The 17,277-nt window shown below is 72.7% G+C and carries 14 protein-coding genes; 4 read left to right on the top strand and 10 right to left on the bottom strand.

The features are described from left to right. Positions 1–60: 60 nt before the first annotated feature. The 4 genes from D458_RS0122140 to D458_RS0122155 all read right to left on the bottom strand — a co-directional run bounded on the left by D458_RS0122140 (position 61) and on the right by D458_RS0122155 (position 4,218). Complete coding sequence (locus tag D458_RS0122140; RefSeq protein WP_026119572.1) at positions 61–885, bottom strand: carbohydrate ABC transporter permease; 825 nt, start codon at positions 883–885, stop codon at positions 61–63. After that, complete coding sequence (locus D458_RS0122145; RefSeq protein WP_017588924.1) at positions 885–1,847, bottom strand: carbohydrate ABC transporter permease; 963 nt, start codon at positions 1,845–1,847, stop codon at positions 885–887. The genes D458_RS0122140 and D458_RS0122145 overlap by 1 nt, the downstream gene beginning before the upstream one ends. Further along, positions 1,840–3,216, bottom strand: coding sequence for an ABC transporter substrate-binding protein (locus D458_RS0122150; RefSeq protein WP_040702670.1), 1,377 nt, complete (start codon positions 3,214–3,216; stop codon positions 1,840–1,842). Before D458_RS0122150 ends, D458_RS0122145 begins: the two co-directional genes overlap by 8 nt. A gap of 192 nt (positions 3,217–3,408) precedes the next feature. Next, positions 3,409–4,218 carry an ABC transporter ATP-binding protein gene (locus tag D458_RS0122155; RefSeq protein ID WP_017588926.1) on the bottom strand — a complete coding sequence of 270 codons (810 nt, stop codon included), beginning with the start codon at positions 4,216–4,218 and terminating at the stop codon, positions 3,409–3,411. A 200-nt stretch (positions 4,219–4,418) separates the two neighbouring features. Here D458_RS0122155 and D458_RS0122160 point away from each other — a divergent pair, with 200 nt between their 5' ends. Further along, positions 4,419–5,528 (top strand): winged helix DNA-binding domain-containing protein, encoded by a 1,110-nt coding sequence (locus tag D458_RS0122160; protein WP_017588927.1) that lies wholly within the window; start codon positions 4,419–4,421, stop codon positions 5,526–5,528. A 72-nt stretch (positions 5,529–5,600) separates the two neighbouring features. Here the strand turns inward: D458_RS0122160 and D458_RS0122165 are convergent, their stop codons facing one another. Beyond that, complete coding sequence (locus tag D458_RS0122165) at positions 5,601–5,921, bottom strand: antibiotic biosynthesis monooxygenase family protein (RefSeq protein WP_017588928.1); 321 nt, start codon at positions 5,919–5,921, stop codon at positions 5,601–5,603. A 385-nt stretch (positions 5,922–6,306) separates the two neighbouring features. Between D458_RS0122165 and D458_RS0122170 the strand changes: the two genes are divergently transcribed. The 3 genes from D458_RS0122170 to D458_RS0122180 are packed head-to-tail and all read left to right on the top strand — an operon-like array spanning position 6,307 to position 10,823. Then, a complete protein-coding gene (locus D458_RS0122170; RefSeq protein ID WP_017588929.1) occupies positions 6,307–7,350 on the top strand; it encodes a LacI family DNA-binding transcriptional regulator in 1,044 nt (347 codons plus the stop codon). Continuing rightward, positions 7,343–8,881 (top strand): sugar ABC transporter ATP-binding protein, encoded by a 1,539-nt coding sequence (locus tag D458_RS0122175; protein WP_017588930.1) that lies wholly within the window; start codon positions 7,343–7,345, stop codon positions 8,879–8,881. Before D458_RS0122170 ends, D458_RS0122175 begins: the two co-directional genes overlap by 8 nt. After that, complete coding sequence (locus D458_RS0122180; RefSeq protein WP_017588931.1) at positions 8,871–10,823, top strand: ABC transporter permease/substrate-binding protein; 1,953 nt, start codon at positions 8,871–8,873, stop codon at positions 10,821–10,823. Before D458_RS0122175 ends, D458_RS0122180 begins: the two co-directional genes overlap by 11 nt. A gap of 94 nt (positions 10,824–10,917) precedes the next feature. Here D458_RS0122180 and D458_RS0122185 read toward each other — a convergent pair whose 3' ends face one another. The 5 genes from D458_RS0122185 to D458_RS0122205 all read right to left on the bottom strand — a co-directional run bounded on the left by D458_RS0122185 (position 10,918) and on the right by D458_RS0122205 (position 17,216). Continuing rightward, positions 10,918–12,024 carry a cytochrome P450 family protein gene (locus D458_RS0122185; RefSeq protein ID WP_017588932.1) on the bottom strand — a complete coding sequence of 369 codons (1,107 nt, stop codon included), beginning with the start codon at positions 12,022–12,024 and terminating at the stop codon, positions 10,918–10,920. A gap of 287 nt (positions 12,025–12,311) precedes the next feature. Further along, positions 12,312–14,021, bottom strand: coding sequence for an adenine deaminase C-terminal domain-containing protein (locus tag D458_RS0122190; protein WP_017588933.1), 1,710 nt, complete (start codon positions 14,019–14,021; stop codon positions 12,312–12,314). A gap of 44 nt (positions 14,022–14,065) precedes the next feature. Beyond that, complete coding sequence (locus D458_RS0122195) at positions 14,066–15,064, bottom strand: nucleoside hydrolase (protein WP_017588934.1); 999 nt, start codon at positions 15,062–15,064, stop codon at positions 14,066–14,068. Further along, entirely contained in the window at positions 15,061–16,134 is a 1,074-nt protein-coding gene (locus D458_RS0122200) for an ABC transporter substrate-binding protein (RefSeq protein WP_017588935.1), read from the bottom strand. Before D458_RS0122200 ends, D458_RS0122195 begins: the two co-directional genes overlap by 4 nt. Continuing rightward, entirely contained in the window at positions 16,131–17,216 is a 1,086-nt protein-coding gene (locus tag D458_RS0122205; protein ID WP_017588936.1) for an ABC transporter ATP-binding protein, read from the bottom strand. The genes D458_RS0122200 and D458_RS0122205 overlap by 4 nt, the downstream gene beginning before the upstream one ends. Between the last annotated feature and the right edge of the window lie 61 nt (positions 17,217–17,277).

The raw sequence follows: 17,277 nt of genomic DNA on the forward strand, positions 1-17,277 counted from the left end.
TTAAGCGGAGAAAGTATGCGGTGTCAACATCGAGTGGCGTGCGCTACGGCGCCCCGCCCCTCACCCCTTGACCGCGCCCCGGGTGATGCCGTTGACGAAGCTGCGCTGGAAAAGGAGGTAGACGACCACGATCGGGGCGATGACGATCAGGCTGGCCGCCGAGAGCAGGGGGATGTCGGTCCCGTACTGCCCGACGAACAGGCCCAGGCCCGTGGGGGCGGTGCGCATGTCCGGGCTCTGCATCATCACGAGGACGAGCAGGAACTGGTTCCACGACCACATGAACACCAGCACAGCGAGGGTGGTGACCGCGGGCCAGGAGATCGGGAGCAGTACGCGCACGAGCACCGCGCTGTCGCGGGCGCCGTCCACCCGGGCCGCCTCCACCAGTTCCCTGGGGACTCCGGCGAAGTGCGACTGCATCCAGTACACGCCGAAGGGCAGGAACAGGGCGACCTCCGCGAGGACCACTCCGGAGTAGGTGTTGGTCAGGCCCACCTCCCTCAGGTTGAAGTACAGGGCGATCACCAGCAGTTCCACCGGCAGGGTGAGGCCCAGGACGAATCCGAGCGACAGGACGCGGCCGCCCCACACCCCGAGGACCGACAGCGCGTACCCGGCCAGGGTCGCGAAGCAGACCGTGAGGGGCACGACGCATCCGGCGATGACGAGGCCGGACCTGGTCAGCCGGTCGAAGTTGCCGGCCTCCCAGGCGAGGCGGAAGTTCTCCCACGACCACGGATCCGGCAGGCTCAGACCGCCCACCTGGCTGTTCGTGGGGTGGAACGCGGCCAGGGCGATGCCGAGGAAGGGGAACAGCACCAGCACGGTGATCAGGCCCAGGGTCCCGTGCCGCAGGACCGTCACCGGGGCTCCTTCACGCATCACTTCTCCCTGGCGAGCAGGCGGATGAGGCTGACCAGGGCGATGACCAGCAGGGTCAGGACCACGGCGAGCGCGCTGGCCGCACCGATGTCGCCCTCGTTGAAGGCGAGCCGGTAGACGAGCAGGGCCGGGACGTTGGTCTGACCCGCCGGGCCGCCGTTGGTGGTGACGAAGACCAGGTCGAAGCTGGCCAGCGCCGCGATGGTGGTGATGACGCCCGCGATGCTGATCTCCCGGCGCAGCCCGGGCAGGGTGACGCTGAGGAAGCGCCGCAGCCGGCCGGCGCCGTCGAGCGCGGCGGCCTCGTGGAGCGCGGGGTCGATCTTCTGTGCCCCGCTCATGAACAGGACCATGCACAGACCGCTCATGCACCACGTGCCAATCAGGCCCAGGGCGACCAGGGCGAAGTCGTAGTCGCCCAGCCAGGTGCGGGTCAGCCCGCCCAGCCCGACCGCGCCGAGGAACTCGTTGACCGCGCCGTCGCCGCTGTAGAGCCACCGCCAGGTCGTCCCCACCGCGACCAGCGGCAGGACCTGGGGCAGGAAGAAGACGGTGCGGTAGAAGGTCATCCCCCGGCGGGGACGGCCGGTCAGCAGCCCGGTCATCAGCAGCCCCACCGCGATGGGGAGCAGCGAGAAGAAGACGATGAGCACGAGGCCGTTGCCGATCGCTCCGGCCAGGAGCGGGTCGGAGACGACCCTGGTGTAGTTCTCCAGGCCCGCCCAGGCCGGGAGCTGGACGCCGTCCCAGTCGAGGAAGGAGAAGTAGAGGGTGCTCAGCGCCGGGTAGATCGCGAAACCGCCGTAGACGGCGAGTGCGGGCAACAGGTAGAGCCAGCCCTTGAGCCTCGGGCGTCCCCGGCCCCCGGCGCGTCCGGTGCGGCGGGGGCGCCCGCCTCCGCGACCGGGACGCGGTGCGGGGGCGGGCGGGTGGAGCGGGCGCGCGGGAGCGCCCTCACCCATGGTGGCCCTCCCACTCGGCCTGCAACGAGGCGAGGAACTCCTCCGGGGTCGAGCTCCCCGAGATCAGCCCCTGGACACCGGGGGTGAGCTGGTCGATCATGCCCGGTGTGGCGTAGTCGGGGAAGGGCACGATGCCGTCGTTGTCCGCGACCTCGGCGAAGCCGGCGTTGACCTCGTCCAGCAGACCGCGTCCCTCGGCCGGGACCTGCGTGTCCACGGGCATGAAGCCGGTGTCGAGCTGGATCCGCGCCGCCTCCGCGGAGCTGAGCCAGTCCAGGAAGGCCGCGGCCGCGTCGGGGTGCTCGGTGCTGGAGGACACGGCGTAGGCGACGCTGGCCCCGGAGGCCACGGGGGCCTGGTCCGCGGTCCGCCCGGGCATGAGCATGAAGCCCGCGTCGTCGCCCATCTCGGCCTCCAGTTCGAAGGCGGCCCAGTTCCCGGTGACGAGGAACAGGCTGTCCCCGGCGACGAACTCGGCGCGCGCGTCGTCGTCGGAGGTCGCGTTGGCGCCCTCGGTGACGTATCCCTCGTCCACCCAGCGGCTGAACGTGTCGGTGGCCTCTGCCGCGGCGTCGGTCTCGATGGAGGAGCCGGCGGCCCCGTACACCCAGTCCTTGTACTCGGTGTGGTCGCCGAGCGAGTTGAGCAGGGCGTTCCAGATCTGGAAGCCGCCCACCTCGAGGCCTCCCACGCTCAGGGGCGCGACGCCGGCTTCGTCGGCCCGGGCGAGGGCGTCCTCGAAGTCGTCCAGGGTGGCCGGTGGTTCCTCGACGCCGACCTCCTCGAGGAGCTCGGTGTTGTAGAAGACGCCCAGCACCGAGAGCGCGCCGGGGGCGGCGTAGAGGCTGCCGGTGGCGAACTCGGAGGCCTCCTCGTCGGACTGCAGGGGCTCCAGGGCGGCCGACGGGAAGGACTCCTCCCAGCCGTAGGCCTCCGCGTAGGGGTCGAGGTTGAGGATGTGGCCGCCGGGGACGAGCGAGCGCATCGCCCCCGGGTTGTACTGCGCGATGTCGGGGGCGTCGTCGGAGGACATCGACAGGGTGATGGTCTTGACGTAGTCCGTGAACGGGGTCTGCCGGAGCTCGACGCTCACGTCGGGGTACTGGTCCGTGAAACCCTCCACGAGCTCGCTGCTGGGCGGGTCGTCCGTGTAGGCCAGAGTCAGCGTCGCCGACACACCGCTGATGTCGGTGGAGACCTCGTCGGGCGTGTTGTCCTGGGGCGGTCCGCCCGAACCGCCCGGCAGGGCGGCACAGGCCGTGAGGGTGAGCGCGGCTGCCGAGCCGAGCGCCGAGAGCACCGCGGGCCGCAGGGCCCGTCCTCGGGGAGGCTTACTTTCCTGGGAGGGGGTCTTTTCCTCGGGGGGCATCTGTTTCTCCGTTGGTCCTGTCGTCCTTCGGGCACCGGGCGTCCCGGGGCGCCGGGCGACGGGAACGGTCTCCCGTACGGAACACAGGACTCCAGCGACGGGGATACCCGCACGCCCCACCTCACTACCGGATCCCCGACCGTCGTTTTCCGCGCGCGGCCGGCACCCCCGGCCGGGGCCGCTCACACCAGCTCACACCAGTGGCGACCGGGAGGCGCGGCTGCTGTGCACCGTCCAGCGCCCGTCGATCCGGCTGAGCCGGACCGGGTGGTCGAAGCAGGCGCTGACCCGTTCGCTCGTCAGGACCTCGTCGGCGGGGCCGGAGGCCAGGCAGGCGCCGTCGCGCAGCAGCATCGCGTGGGTGGTGCCGGGCGGCAGCTCCTCCAGGTGGTGGGTGACCAGGACCGTGGCGAGGTCGGGGTCGGTGTGTTGGAGGGTGTCGATCCGCTCGATGAGCTGTTCGCGGCCGGCCACGTCCAGACCGGTCGCGGGTTCGTCGAGCAGCAGCAGGCGCGGGCTGGGCATGAGCGCCCGCGCGATCAGGGCCCTGCCCCGCTCCCCCTGGGACAGGGTCTCCCACGAGGCCTCGTACCGGTGGTCGAGCCCGAGCAGTTTGACGAGGCGGTCGGCTTCGGCGGACTGCTCGGCCGTCGGGTCCCAGCGCGACACCCGGGCCGCGGTGTTGGTCAGCCCGGTCAGCACGACCTCCCGCAGCGTCATCGGCCCGTCCGGGGCGTGCCGGGGGTTGACGTGCCCGAGGTAGGAGCGGAGTTCGCGCATGTCGACCCGGCCCAACCGGTGGCCCAGGACCTCCACGGTGCCGTTGGTGGGGTGCCGGACCGCGCCGAGCAGGCTGAGCAGGGTGCTCTTGCCCGCGCCGTTGGCGCCGAGCAGCGCCCAGTGCTCACCGGCCCGCACGGTCATGGTCACCCGGTGCAGGATCGGGTTGCCGCCGCGGACGTAGTCCACCTCGTTCACTCGGATGACGGGGGTGTCGCTCACTGTCAGGCCTGCCTCGCACGGTTGACGGACGCCTCGCCGGGACCGGCTTCGGCGGTGTTCCACCCGGCCAGTGTGCCGATGGTCCCTCGCAGGCGCTCCGGGCACCCCCGTCCCCCGCCTCCCGGGAAGTGGCGGACACACGGTGACCGCCACTTCTGCGATCGTTCTCCTGGAACCACGAGGAACAGGGGAAACAGACGATGCCCGCGAAGACCGCGCCCGTACTCGACGACCGGGCGCTCAACCGCGCCACCCTGGCCCGGCAGGCGCTGCTCACCCCCACGGACGGGTCGGCGCTGGACACCGTGGCCCACCTCTGCGGCCTCCAGGCGCAGGAGCCCCAGGAACCGTTCGTCGGGCTCTGGTCGCGGCTGCGCTCCTTCGAACCGGCGGAGCTGTCGGACCTGCTGACCGAACGCCGCGTGGTGCGGGTCCACCTCATGCGGCGCACCGTGCACCTGGTCACCGCCGAGGACGCCCTCGCCTGGCGGTCCCGGTTCGATGCCATGCTGCGCCAGAAGGTCATGGGTGTGTACCGCGACGACCTGCGGGGCGTGGACCTGGAGGAGCTCGCCGAGGCGGGCCGCGAGGTGATGTCCGACGGCGAGCCCCGCACCATGAGGGAGCTCGTGGAGGAGATCACCGCCCGCTGGCCGGAACCGGGCAGGCGGCCCCTGGGCGAGATGCTGGTCTCGGCGCTGCTCCCCGTCGTGCAGACCCCTCCGCGCGGGCTGTGGCGGGCCAAGGGCGGAGTGCGCAACGTCCTGCTCTCCTCCTGGCTGGGCCGGGAGGCCGACCCGCTCGCGCCGGACGGCTCCGACCCGGTCGGCCGGACCCTGGTCCGGCGCTACCTCGCCGCGTACGGCCCCGCGACCTCCACCGACCTGCGCTCCTGGTGCGGGCTGGCCGGACTGCCCGCCGCGGTGGCCGCGGTCCGCGAGGAGCTGGTCTCCTTCCGCGACCAGCGCGGCCGGGAGCTGCTGGACCTGCCCGAGGCCCCGCGCCCGGATCCCGGTACCGAGGCCCCGGTGCGGTTCCTGCCCGCGTTCGACAACGCGGTCCTGGGCTACCACCACCGGAACCGGATCATCGACGACGAGCACCGGGGCCTGTCGGTCGCCGGTGAACGCGTGGTACTGGTGGACGGCCGCGTCACCGCGACCTGGCGGCCCGAGGAGGATGCCGTGGCCGTCACACCGCTGCGGCCCCTGACCGGCGCCGAGCGGTCGGAGGTCGGGGAGCAGGCGGAGCGCCTGGCCCTGTTCCTGTCCGACCGGGAGAGCGACCGTGTACGCGTCGGGAGTCCGTGAGTCCGTGCCCACGAGGGCTGGAGCCGCCGCCCGCGGACGGTCCTGGATGCGCCCGGCAGCCCTTCTTCTGCCTCACCCGCCCTCGGTGAACCTCAGCCGGTACAGCGCGGAGACGGAGGTCGCGATCTCCCGGCACTGGATGAAGTGCGGCTGGGAGTCCGGGTGCTCGATCGCCTTGTTGAACTCCTCCTCGCTGGCCCACTGCGCGTAGTTGCACACCTTGGTGCCGTCGAGGCTGGCGTGCACGTTGGCCGAGACGAACCCGGGGAAGTGGCGCATGACGTCCTCCGTCGCCTCGTGCAGGAGTTCCACCAGCCTCTCCTGGTCGCGGGGGTCGACTGTGAAGGTGTTGACGAGCGCGATGAGGTCGCGGTCGGTACCGATGACGGCCATGGTCAGCTCCTGGTGTCGTCTTCGCCGTGGCCCGCGGTCTCCACCCGTTCCCGGGTCGCGTCCGGACACTTTCCGTGGCGAAGGGGGAACCGTCCGGGGTCACCGAGGGGCGCACCGGACGCCGACCGGAATCGTGGTACCGGTCGTCGGGGATCGAGGGCGGGCCCGGCCAGACTACGACGTCGCTGGTCAGGCGTCACGCACCTTTCCCGGGCGCGTCCTCCGGGTGCTCGGGGCGGGGTGCTCGTCCGCACCGTCGGCAGGTTCCCACTCGTACTCCCCCACCCCGAACGATCCGATTTGTGAATTCCTGTGGTGATGACGCATGATGTACTCGTTTCCCCACATGTAATCGTTTTCATGGGACGTCAGGAGGTGAACCGGAGTGGTGAGCATCAAGGACGTCGCCGGGGCGTCCGGGCTGTCCGTGGCCACGGTCTCCCGGGCGCTCAACGGGCACCCGTCGGTCAGCGACGGGGCGCGGGAGAGGGTCCTCGCGGCGGTCGAGTCGCTCGGCTACCGGCCCAACGTCGTCGCGCGCTCCCTGCGCACCGACCGGACCGGCACCATCGGCCTGGTGATCAGCGACGTCCTCAACCCCTATTTCACCGAGCTCGCGAGGTCGGTGGAGGAGGAGGCCCGGGCACTGGGCTACAGCGTGATCATCGGCAACGCCGACGAGCGCTCCGACCTGGAGGACCACCACGTCCGCGGGCTGCTGGAGCGGCGCATCGACGGACTGCTCGTCTCCCCCGCCGACGGCCGCTCCCCCATGACCCTGGAGGCCGCCGCGGGCCCGACCCCGGTGGTGTTCGTGGACCGCTGGATCCCCGGGGCCGACGCGCCCGTGGTGCGCGCCGACGGCCGCAGGGCCATCCGCGACCTGGTCGACCACCTGCACGCCCTCGGCCGCCGCCGGATCGCGGTCATCACCGGCCCGGCCGCCACGACCACCGGCCGCGAACGGATCGACGCCTTCCGCGAGGCCCTCTCCGCCCACGGGATCCCGCTGCCGGAGGACTACATCGGCCGGGGCGACTTCCAGGCCGAGAGCGGAAGGCTGGCCACCGAACGCTTCCTGGACCTGCCCGAACCCCCCGACACCGTCTTCGCCACCGACAACCTCATGGCGCTGGGCGCCCTCGACGCGATCGCGGCGCGCGGCCTGCGCGTGCCCGACGACATCGGGCTGGCGGCCTTCGACGACATCCCGTGGTTCACCCACACCGATCCGCCGATCACCACGATCGCCCAGCCCACCGCCGAACTGGGGCGGGTCGCGGTGCGGGCCCTGGCCGCGCTCATCGCCGGCGAACCGGTGGCCTCGACCGTCCTGCCCGCCCACCTCGTCGTCCGCCGCTCCTGCGGCGAAGCCGCGACACCGCCCCAGACCGACCGAGCCGCGACCGGAGGAGCCGCACGTGAGTAGTCCGGACGAACTGCTGCGCATCGAGGGCGTACGCAAGGCCTTCCCGGGGGTGGTGGCGCTCGACGACGTCGACTTCGACCTCCGCCGCGGTGAGGTGCACGCCCTGCTGGGCGAGAACGGAGCCGGGAAGAGCACCCTCATCAAGGTGCTCTCCGGTGCCCACCGCCCCGACCGGGGGCGCGTCCTGGTGGACGGCGCCGAGGTGGCCGTCCGCGACGCCCAGGACGCCGCGCGCCTGGGCATCGCCACCATCTACCAGGAGTTCAACCTCGTCCCCGACGTGACGGTGGCCGAGAACATCTTCCTGGGCCGCCAGCCCCGCCGGTTCGGTCTCATCGACAACCGCCGGATGGAGGCCGAGGCCGCCGCCCTGCTGGAGCGGGTCGGCGTGAACGTCTCCCCCGGCGCCAAGGTGCGCGGGCTGGGCATCGCGCAGCTCCAGATGGTGGAGATCGCCAAGGCGCTCAGCCTGGACGCCCGGATCCTGATCATGGACGAGCCCACGGCCGTGCTCACCACCGGGGAGATCGAGCGGCTCTTCGCGATCGCCCGGCGCCTGCGCGACGAGGGTGTGGGCATCGTCTTCATCACCCACCACCTGGAGGAGATCGCCGCGCTCGCCGACCGGGTGACGGTCCTGCGCGACGGCCGCTCGGTCGCCCACGTCGGGGCCGACACCCCCGAGGACGAACTCGTGCGGCTGATGGTGGGCCGCAGCATCGACGAGCAGTACCCGCGTGAGCGCCCCGAGGCGGGCGAGCCGCTGCTGCGGGTGCGCGGGCTGACCCGGGCCGGACGGTTCCAGGACGTGGACCTCGAAGTGCGTGCGGGCGAGGTCGTCGGACTGGCCGGCCTGGTGGGCGCGGGCCGCACCGAGGTCGCGCGTTCGGTGTTCGGCGCCGACCCCTACGACTCGGGTGAGGTGGAGGTCCTCGGCCGCCCCCTGCCCGGCGGTGACGTCCGGGCCGCCATGAACGCCGGGCTGGGCCTGGTCCCCGAGGACCGCAAGGGCCAGGGCCTGGTCCTGGACGCCTCCGTGGAGGAGAACCTCGGCCTGGTCACCCTGGGACCGACCAGCCGGGCCGGGTTCGTCGACCTGGCCGGCCAGCGGGCCTCCGCCCGGCGGATCGCCGGCGAGCTCGGGGTGCGCATGGCCGGCATCGACCAGCACGTGCGCACCCTCTCCGGCGGCAACCAGCAGAAGGTCGTCATCGGCAAGTGGCTGCTGGCCGACTCCCGGGTGCTGATCCTCGACGAACCCACACGCGGCGTGGACGCGGGCGCCAAGGTCGAGATCTACCGGCTCGTCAACGAGCTCACCGCCTCCGGTCACGCGGTGCTGATGATCTCCAGCGACCTGCCCGAGGTCCTGGGGATGAGCGACCGGATCCTCGTCATGGCCCAGGGCCGCGTCACCGGGGAGCTCTCCGCCGAGGAGGCCACGCAGGACGCCGTGATGTCCCTGGCGCTGGCAGCCACCCCCCGAAGCAACTCAGGAACGAACGGTTTGGAGGGCCACGATGGCCACTGACACAGCGAAGACCGGTGGCGCCTGGCCCGCCCTGCGCCGTTTCCTCCTGGAGAACGGAGCGCTGACCGCCCTGGCCGTCCTGGTCGTGGTCATGTCGCTGCTCTCCGGCGACTTCCTCACGGCGCAGAACCTGCTCAACGTGGGTGTGCAGGCCGCCGTGATCGCGGTCCTGGCCTTCGGTGTCACCTTCGTGATCATCTCGGGCGGGATCGACCTGTCCGTGGGCTCGGTCGCCGCGCTCTCGGCGACGGTGCTGGCCTTCCTGGCCACGGTCGAGGGGGTGCCGGTCTGGTTGGCCCTGCCGCTGGCCGCCGCCACCGGCACGGCCGCGGGCCTGGTCAACGGCGCCCTGATCGCCTACGGCAAGCTCCCGCCGTTCATCGCCACCCTGGCGATGCTCTCGGTGGGGCGCGGGCTCTCCCTGGTGATCTCCGAGGGCAGCCCCATCGCGCTGCCCGACTCGGTGTCCCGTCTGGGTGACTCCCTGGGCGGCTGGCTGCCCGTGCCGGTGGTCATCATGGTCGTGATGGGCCTGATCACCGCCGTGGTCCTGCGCCGCACCTTCACCGGGCGCGCGATGTACGCGATCGGCGGCAACGAGGAGGCCGCGCACCTGTCCGGGATCCGGGTCAAGCGCCAGAAGCTGGGCATCTACGCCCTGTCCGGCCTGTTCGCCGCCGTGGCCGGTGTCATCCTCGCCTCCCGTCTGGCCTCCGCGCAGCCGCAGGCCGCGCAGGGGTACGAGCTCGACGCGATCGCCGCGGTGGTCATCGGCGGCGCCAGCCTCGCCGGCGGTGTGGGCACGGCCTTCGGCACACTGATCGGCGCGCTGATCCTGGCGGTGCTGCGCAACGGGCTCAACCTGTTGTCGGTCTCCGCCTTCTGGCAGCAGGTCGTGATCGGTGTGGTGATCGCGCTGGCCGTGCTGTTCGACACGCTGCGCCGCCGCTCCGGCGGTGCGGGCGGCGGTTCGGGTACGGGCGCCGGTGCGGGCGCCGGTTCCGGTGGCGGCCGGGGCCGAAAGGGGATCCAGCTGGCGATCGCGGCGGCCGTCACCGCGGCCGTGGTGGGCGCGCTGTCCTTCCTCGTGCCCAACTCCTCCTCCGACGGCCCCCGGGTGGGGATGTCGCTGTCCACCCTCAACAACCCGTTCTTCCTCCAGATGCGCGACGGCGCGCAGGCCGAGGCGGACGAGGCTGGAGTGGACCTGGTCGTCACCGACGCCCAGGACGACGCCTCCCAGCAGGCCGACCAGATCCAGAACTTCATCAGCACCGGTGTGGACGCCATGGTGATCAACCCGGTGGACTCCGACGCCGCCGGTCCACCGGTGCGCGGTGCCAACAAGGCCGACATCCCGGTGATCGCGGCCGACCGCGGGGTCACCGAGGCCGACGTCGAGACCCTCGTGGCCTCCGACAACGTCGAGGGCGGCCGACTGGCGGCCCAGGCCCTGGCCGAGGAGCTCGGCGAGGAGGGCCGGATCGCCGTCCTGCAGGGCACCCCCGGCACCTCCGCCAGCCGTGAACGCGGCTCCGGGTTCGCCGAGGGCATCGCCGAGTACCCGGGCATCGAGGTGGTGGCGCAGCAGCCCGCCGACTTCGACCGCTCCAAGGGGCTGGACGTGATGACCAACATGCTGCAGGGCAACGGGGACATCGACGGGGTGTTCGCGGAGAACGACGAGATGGCCCTGGGCGCGGCCGCCGCGCTGTCCTCGCGGGGCGAGGAGGCCGTGGTGATCGGCTTCGACGGCACCCCCGAGGGGCTCGAAGCGGTCGAGGGGGGCGTGCTGCACGCCTCCGTCGCCCAGCAGCCCGCAGAACTCGGCCGGGCGGCGGTGCGCAACGCGATCGCCGCCGCGCGCGGCGAGGCCCTGGAGGAGACCGTGATGGTGCCGGTGGAGGTCGTCACCGAGGAGAACGTCGCCGACTTCTCCTGACCGGGTGACTGACTGACGGAACGGCTGAATGACCGAAGGAGGGTCCGGGGCACGTGCCCCGGGCCCTCCTTCGTGTTCGGGGCAGGGGATCAGGTCAGGCGGCCGGGTGCGGGACCACGGGGAGTTCGGCGTGGCCGTTGACGAGCAGGGAGGGGACCGGCTCCGGCTCCCGGCCTCCCTCGGCGAGGGTGAGTTCCGGCAGGGCCGCGAACAGCTCCTCCAGGGCCACGCGTGCTTCCATCCGGGCCAGGTGGGCGCCCACACAGAAGTGCGCGCCGTGCCCGAAGGCCAGGTGCTCCTTGGACTCGCGGTCCGGGTCGAAGGCCTCCGGGCGGTCCGGGTGCAGGTCCGGATCCCTCCCCGCGGAGCCGAAGGCCACCAGGACGGGTTCGCCCTTCCTGATCAGCACGCCGTCGAGGTCGATGTCCTCCACCGCGTAGCGCAGCGGCACGTACTTGGTGGGCGGGTCCCGCCGCAGGGACTCCTCCACCACCTCCTCGACCGCCAGCTTCCCCGAGACCAGGCGCTCCCGGTGCTCGGGGTGGGTGAGCAGGGCGTGCACGGCGCTGGTGATGAGGTTGACGGCGGTCTCGAAACCGGCGCCGATCATGAGGATGAGCGTGCCGACCAGGTCCGGGTAGGGCAGCGGATCGCCGCCCTCCGGTGAGAGCAGGTCGCTGGTGAGGTCCTCGGCCGGGTGGGCGCGCCGGTGGGTCACGAGGATGTCCAGGCAGGCCATGAGTTCGCGCTGTCCGGCCAGGACCTCCTCCGGCCCGGCCGTGGTGTCCACACCCGAGTCCACCGCCGCGCCGAGCCGTTCCCGCAGTTCCTCGGGGACGCCGAAGAGTTCGGAGATCACCCACATGGTGAGCGGGCGGGACAGCGCGGCGCGCAGGTCGACCACGCCGCCGGGTTGGGTGTCGGCGAGTCCGGCGATGAGGGTGCGGGCCCGTTCGCGGACGGTGTCCTCCATACGGCGGACCCGGTTGGGGGTGAAGGCGGGGGTGACCAGCCGGCGCAGCCTCCGGTGCTCCTCCCCGTAGCGGTTGATGAAGCTCTCCAGGAAGACCAGGCGGGCCAGCGGCCAGTCCTGCCCGACCTGGTCGTGCTCGGGCCAGTGCGCCCGGAAGTCCCGGGAGACGCGCGGGTCCCCCAGCAGGTCCCGGACCAGCTCGTGCCGGGTGACCGCCCAGGCGACCACCCCTCCGGGGAGTTCGACGCGGACCGCCGGCCCGCTGTCGCGTAGTCGGGCGGTCTCCTCGTGGAAGCCCGTTCCGTCGGTGCGCAGACGGAACGGGCAGCCTGATGCTTCGGTGTCGGCGGGCGAGGGGATGGCGGCCTCCTGGAGGGTGAGGGGTGGGCCGGAGACGGGTGGATCCGGTGTCGCACCTTCCGTTCTACGTCGCCGGGACCCGCCTGACAACGGCCCCTCTCCGCCTCGGAGGCGCCCACCGCTGGCCGGTTCCGGACGCCGTGGCCCGGCGCCCCCTACCGGGCCACGGTCGCCGGCTCCCAGGCGCGGTCGACCACGCGCACCAGGCCCTTGTCCGTGATCTTCACGCTGGGAGACACCGCCAGGGTCAGGGTGGACAGGCTCATGAACGCGTTGCGGTTCTGCCAGCCCCAGTCGGCGAGCTCCGCGCGGAGCTCGCGGGAGGCGTGTGCCACCTCGTCGGCCGGACGCTCCGACATGACCCCGCCGACGGGCAGGGGCAGTCCGGCGCCGGGGCCGTCCTCACGGACCAGCCGCATGCCGCCGCCCCAGGAGACCACCTCGGCGGCGGCGGTGAGCAGCGCGCTCTCGGTCGTGGCGACCACCGTGAGGTTGTGGCTGTCGTGGGCGTAGGTCGTGGCGAACGCCCCGGCGCCCAGGTCCTGCCCGGCGACCGGGGCGAAGGCCACCCCGCCCGCCCCGGTGTGCCGCTCGAAGACGGCCACCACCGCGGTCCGGCCCTGCCAGTCGACGACTCCGCCGCGGACGGGGAGCACCACCTCGTCGGGTTCGGTGTAGGTGTCCACCCCGTTCACCCGCAGCGAGCGGAAGGTGTGCTCGCCGTCGGGCAGGTCCACCCGCCAGCGCGCCGCCTCGGCCGTCGGGGCGCCGATCCGCACCGTCCCGCCGAACGGGTGGGTCGGTGCGGGGCCGGGGCCGCTCACCGGGGCGCCGTCGCGGCCCGCGACGGCGCCGCCCGCGACCGTCACCACGGGGGTGAGTTCGGTGAGCGAGCGCAGCAGGACCAGGTCGGCGCGCTTGCCGGGGGTGACGGTCCCCCGGTCGTCCAGTCCGAGCCGCCTCGCGGGCTGGAGCGTGAGCGCCCGGAGCACCGAGAGCGGGGGCAGCCCGCGCTCCAGCGCCACCGACCCCACCCGGTCCAGGTGGCCGGTGGTCACGATGGCGTCCACGACGATGTCGTCGGTGACCAGGCAGAAGTCGGGCAGGTGGGGCAGGTCCAGGAGCGCCCGGACGACCTCCGGGGTCAGACACTTCTCCTGGAGCATCAGCAGCATGCCCAGGCGGGCCTTCTCCACGGCCACCTCGGCGGTGTTCTTGCAGTGGTCGGAGTCGATCCCGGCCCACAGGTACTCGCCCAGTTCCGCCCCGGACAGGTTGGGGCAGTGGCCGTCCAGCCGCACCCCCCGGCGGCGGGCGGCGTCGATGATGGCGTGCATGCGCGGGTCGCCGGAGACCACCGCGCGGTAGTCCATCACCTCACCGAGGGTGGTGACCCCCTCCCACTCCAGCATCTCCGCGATGTCGGTGTCGTCGAGCCGGGCACCGGCCGTCTCGAAGCCGTCGAGCGCGGGCACGCACGAGGGGACCGCCCAGCGCATGGTCTGCGCGGTGTCCCTGCCCTGCTCGATCATCCAGGCCTGGCCGTCGCGTCCGGCGACGTTGACGATCTCGTGGGCGTCGGCGAGCACGGTCGTGGTACCGCGCGCGAGCGTGACCCGGGCGAACTCGGCCGGTGCCAGCAGGGAGCTCTCGATGTGCATGTGCGCGTCCACGTAGCCGGGCGCGACGACGAGACCGGTGGCGTCGAGGGTCTCCGCGGCGTCCACCGGGGTCCCCGGCGGGAGCACCGCGCGGATCCGGTCGCCGACCACGGCGACGTCGGCGCGCCACACCTGTCCGGTGTGCACGGAGACGACGTCACCGCCGCGGATGAGCAGGTCGGCGCTGAGCTCGGCGTTGAGCATCGGGGTCGGGTTCCCTTCTGGAGCGTGTTCGCGGTTCTCGGCGTTCACGCGGTGTGGTCCGGTCCCGCTGCGTAGCGGGTGATGCCTTCGGTGAGGTGGGCGGAGAAGCCGTCGGCGTCGACGGTGCGGGCCACGCGCACGTTCCGTGCGCGGTCGGGTGTGCGCAGGTCGGCTACGAGGGCTCCCCGGGTGAGTTCTCCGGAGCACTCCACCGAGGCGCTGCCCTCCTCCCAGCCGAGCAGCTCGGGGTCGCTGACCGCGGCGACCGCCAGCGCGTCGTGCACGGGTACGGCCGGGACGCCGAACCGGTCCAGGTAGCGGCGGGCGTACTCGCGCAGCAGGCCTCCGGCGGTCCCTGCGGTGCCGGGCAGGGAGGCCAGGTGTTCGGCGGCCTCCAGCGGGTAGAGCGCGGCACGGGTCACGTCCAGTCCCACGATCCGTACCGGCAGGCCCGACTCCAGCACGTAGCGGGCGGCCTCCGGGTCGGCGTGGAAGTTGAACTCCGCCGCCGGGGTGACGTTGCCCTGGGCGAAGGCGGCGCCGCCCATCACGACGATCTCCCTGAACGCCGGACCGGCCTCGGGGTGCCGGGCGAGCACGGCCGCGACGTTGGACAGCGGTCCGATCGCGACCAGGGTCAGCTCTCCCGGGGAGCGCAGGGCCTGTTCGGCCAGCCAGTCCACCGCGTGGCCGGGGGTCAGGGGCCGGGGCGGGGACGCGGGCAGCAGTCCGCCCAGCCCCCCGGCGCCGTGCATGGGTTCGTCGCGGATGCGGCGGGTACGGGCGATCGGCCCGGCCAGGCCGGGCACCAGCGGCAGGTCGGCGGGGGCTCCGGCCAGGTCCAGGACGTGTGCGGCGTTGCGGTTCACGTCGGTCAGGGAGACGTTGCCCGCGACCGTGGTCACCCCGCGCACGTCCAGGTGCGGTGAGGCCAGGGCCAGCAGCAGGGCGACGGCGTCGTCGACTCCGGGGTCGCAGTCGATCACGACGGGCACGGGTCCGGTGGCCGGGCCGGTCAGCGGGTCGGTCGAGGGGTCGGTCACCGGGCCACCTCCTCGGTGAAGCGGTCCAGCCAGGCCGACCGCTCGTCGGCGATCAGTTCCAGGTCGCCCTGGTGGTAGCCGTTGGCGATCGGGTCCGAGGCCGCGTCCCGGGAGACCTGTTCCATGAGGGGTGTCGGGTCGGCGCCCAGCGCGACGGGTTTGTCGTACAGGGCCTCGGCCATCCCCTCCTGGATCTCGGGGCGGAGCAGGAAGTCGGCGAAGGCCAGCGCCCCGGCCGGGTTCGGCGCTCCGTCCACCACCTGCACGGTGTTGGCGGTCATCACCCTGCCCTGGTCGGGCACGGCGAAGCCGATGGGCTGGTCGGCCTCCACCGATCCCATGGCGAAGTTGTCCAGCCCCGGGGCCATGGCGATCTCACCGCGTTCGAGCAGGCTGGTGAGCTCGGTGGAGCCGGTGTAGAACTGGAGCGCGTCCGGGCCGATCCCGGCCATCGCATCGAACCCGGCGTCGGGGTCGGACGGTCCCGATCCGAAGTGCTCGCCGGCCGCGAGGACGAACATCGGGCCGGCCGAGACGGAGATGTCGGGCAGCACGTACCCGTCCTCGGGCTTCGCCCAGAGGTCGTCCCAGGAGTCGGGCGCCTCCTCGACCAGGTCGGTCCGGTACAGCAGGCCCAGGAGCTGGAAGGTGTAGGCGGGGCCGTAGCCGTCGGGGTCCACCGCCCACGGCTGGACGGCGTCCAGGTTGGGCACGTCCTCCCGGTCGACCGGGGAGAACAGCCCCATGTCCTTGCCGATCTGCGCGTAGTAGTCGGAGATGAGCACGACGTCGGTGTCCGGGGTCTGCGCGTTGATCCTCAGCTTGGTGAGCCGTCCGGCGTTGGTCCCGGTGTCCAGGACCACCTCGATGCCGGTCTCGGCCTCGAAGGGTTCCGCCACCACCTGCGTGAACTCCTCCGTGGCGAAGGCGAAGGTGCTCACCACCAGGGTGTCGGGGTCGTCCCCGCGGACGGGGGCGCACGAGGCGGTCACGGCGGTCAGGGCCAGGGCCCCGGCGAGGGCGGCGGTCAGGCGCCGCGGGCGCGGGCGCGGGTGCGCGGGGCGGCTCATCCGGCCACCTCGTGCGCGGTCGCCTCGTGTGCGGGCGCCCCGTGCGCGGGCAGCTCCACCAGGTGGCGGTGCGGCAGGGCGATCCGCACGGGGTCGCCGGGGCGCAGGTCGTCGGCCGGGTGCAGGGCGCGCAGAACCGCTCCGGGCCCCTCCGCCCCGTCGATGACCGCCTCGACCAGGCAGTTGCTGCCCTGGAAGGTGACCTCGCCGACGGTGCCGTCCAGACCGGTCTCGCCGGTGTCCTCGCGCGCGCCGCCGGAGAGCAGCCGCACGTGCTCGGGGCGGACGGTGACCGGCCCGTGTCCGGGGACCTCCGGGAAGTTGTCGTAACCGAGGAACTCCGCGACGAAGCGGTTGGCGGGGCGCGGGAAGACGTCCCGGGGCGCCCCCTGCTGCTCCAGGTGCCCGTTGTTGAGGATGACCATCGTGTCGGACAGCTCCAGCGCCTCGTCCTGGTCGTGGGTGACCAGGACGGCGGTCAGGCCGGTCTCGCGCTGGACGCGCAGGAGTTCGCGCCGCATCTGTACGCGCAGCTGGGCGTCCAGGTTGGACAGCGGCTCGTCCAGCAGCAGCACCGAGGGGCGGATCGCCACGGCGCGGGCCAGGGCCACGCGCTGCTGCTGGCCACCGGAGAGCTCGGCGGGTTTGCGGTCGGCCAGGTGGGCGAGCCCGACCAGTTCGAGGGCCTCCCCCGCCCGCCGCTTCACCTCGGCGGAGGCGACCTTGCGGGTGCGCAGGCCGTAGCCGACGTTGTCGCGCAGGGTCATGTGCGGGAAAAGCGCGTAGGACTGGAAGACCATGCCGATGTTGCGCTTCTCCGGCGGCGTGCGGGTGGCGTCCGCGCCCTCCAGCAGGATCCGCCCGGAGGTGGGCTGGAGGAACCCGGCGATCATCCGCAGGGTGGTGGTCTTGCCGCAGCCGCTGGGGCCCAGCAGGGTGGTGAACTCCCCGCGGCGCACGGCCAGGTCCAGGTCGGCGACGGCGGTGGTGCCGCCCTTGCCTCCCCGGGCCCCGAAGCGGTGGCTGACGCGGTCGAGCTCGACGACCGGTGCCTCGACGGCTGTTTCGACGACGGATGTCATGTGTGGGTGTCTCCTTCTTCCCGGCTGACGGCCTGCGCGGCCGGCCGCCGAAACTTCCTGG

The organism is Nocardiopsis ganjiahuensis DSM 45031, assembly GCF_000341085.1.
GTDB lineage: Bacteria > Actinomycetota > Actinomycetes > Streptosporangiales > Streptosporangiaceae > Nocardiopsis > Nocardiopsis ganjiahuensis.

What these genes read in the sequence shown, in the direction of transcription:
- D458_RS0122140 (WP_026119572.1), bottom strand. Translation starts at nt 885, where the DNA reads ATGCGTGAAGGAGCCCCGGTGACGGTCCTGCGGCACGGGACCCTGGGC.
- D458_RS0122145 (WP_017588924.1), bottom strand. Translation starts at nt 1,847, where the DNA reads ATGGGTGAGGGCGCTCCCGCGCGCCCGCTCCACCCGCCCGCCCCCGCA.
- D458_RS0122150 (WP_040702670.1), bottom strand. Translation starts at nt 3,216, where the DNA reads ATGCCCCCCGAGGAAAAGACCCCCTCCCAGGAAAGTAAGCCTCCCCGA.
- D458_RS0122160 (WP_017588927.1), top strand. Translation starts at nt 4,419, where the DNA reads ATGCCCGCGAAGACCGCGCCCGTACTCGACGACCGGGCGCTCAACCGC.
- D458_RS0122165 (WP_017588928.1), bottom strand. Translation starts at nt 5,921, where the DNA reads ATGGCCGTCATCGGTACCGACCGCGACCTCATCGCGCTCGTCAACACC.
- D458_RS0122180 (WP_017588931.1), top strand. Translation starts at nt 8,871, where the DNA reads ATGGCCACTGACACAGCGAAGACCGGTGGCGCCTGGCCCGCCCTGCGC.
- D458_RS0122190 (WP_017588933.1), bottom strand. Translation starts at nt 14,021, where the DNA reads ATGCTCAACGCCGAGCTCAGCGCCGACCTGCTCATCCGCGGCGGTGAC.
- D458_RS0122200 (WP_017588935.1), bottom strand. Translation starts at nt 16,134, where the DNA reads ATGAGCCGCCCCGCGCACCCGCGCCCGCGCCCGCGGCGCCTGACCGCC.
- D458_RS0122205 (WP_017588936.1), bottom strand. Translation starts at nt 17,216, where the DNA reads ATGACATCCGTCGTCGAAACAGCCGTCGAGGCACCGGTCGTCGAGCTC.